Origin of the sequence: Saccharothrix sp. ST-888, from assembly GCF_000955975.1 — a bacterium.
Taxonomy (GTDB): domain Bacteria; phylum Actinomycetota; class Actinomycetes; order Streptomycetales; family Streptomycetaceae; genus Kitasatospora.
Genome location: NZ_JYJF01000411.1, coordinates 1 through 400, shown reverse-complemented (window position 1 = coordinate 400; position 400 = coordinate 1). Strand labels below are relative to the sequence as shown.

Here is a 400-nt window from a genome sequence, read left to right as displayed (position 1 = left end):
CGGCACGGCGTGCTGCGGGTCGGCGCCGCCTCCTCGTACCTGCGCTGCGACGACACCGCGCTGCTGGCCGAGGTGCTCGCCGACCGGCGGACCGCCGAGTTGCGGCTGCGCCTGCTGGCGCGGACCGTGCTGCCCGCCCAGGCGCCGCCCGGGACGCTGCTCCGGGTGCTGGGCGGCATTGGCTTCGCACCGGCCCCCGAGTCCGCCGAGGGCGATGTGCTGATCACCCGCCCCGACAGCCACCGCACCCCGCCGAGGACCGCCCCCACCCCGGTCCCGGACGGGCCGCCGTGCCCCCACTACGTCCTGCTGGGCGCCGCGATCAAGGCGGTGCGCGCGGGCGACCGGGCGGCCACCGCCGTCCGCAAGGAGACGGTGGCCGGCCCTGCCGCCACGCCGC

1 pseudogene is annotated in these 400 nt (G+C 79.5%); it reads left to right on the top strand.

Features of this window, described 5'->3' with window-relative positions:
• A pseudogene (locus UK12_RS33325) lies at window positions 1–400 on the top strand (helicase-associated domain-containing protein); the annotation flags it as partial.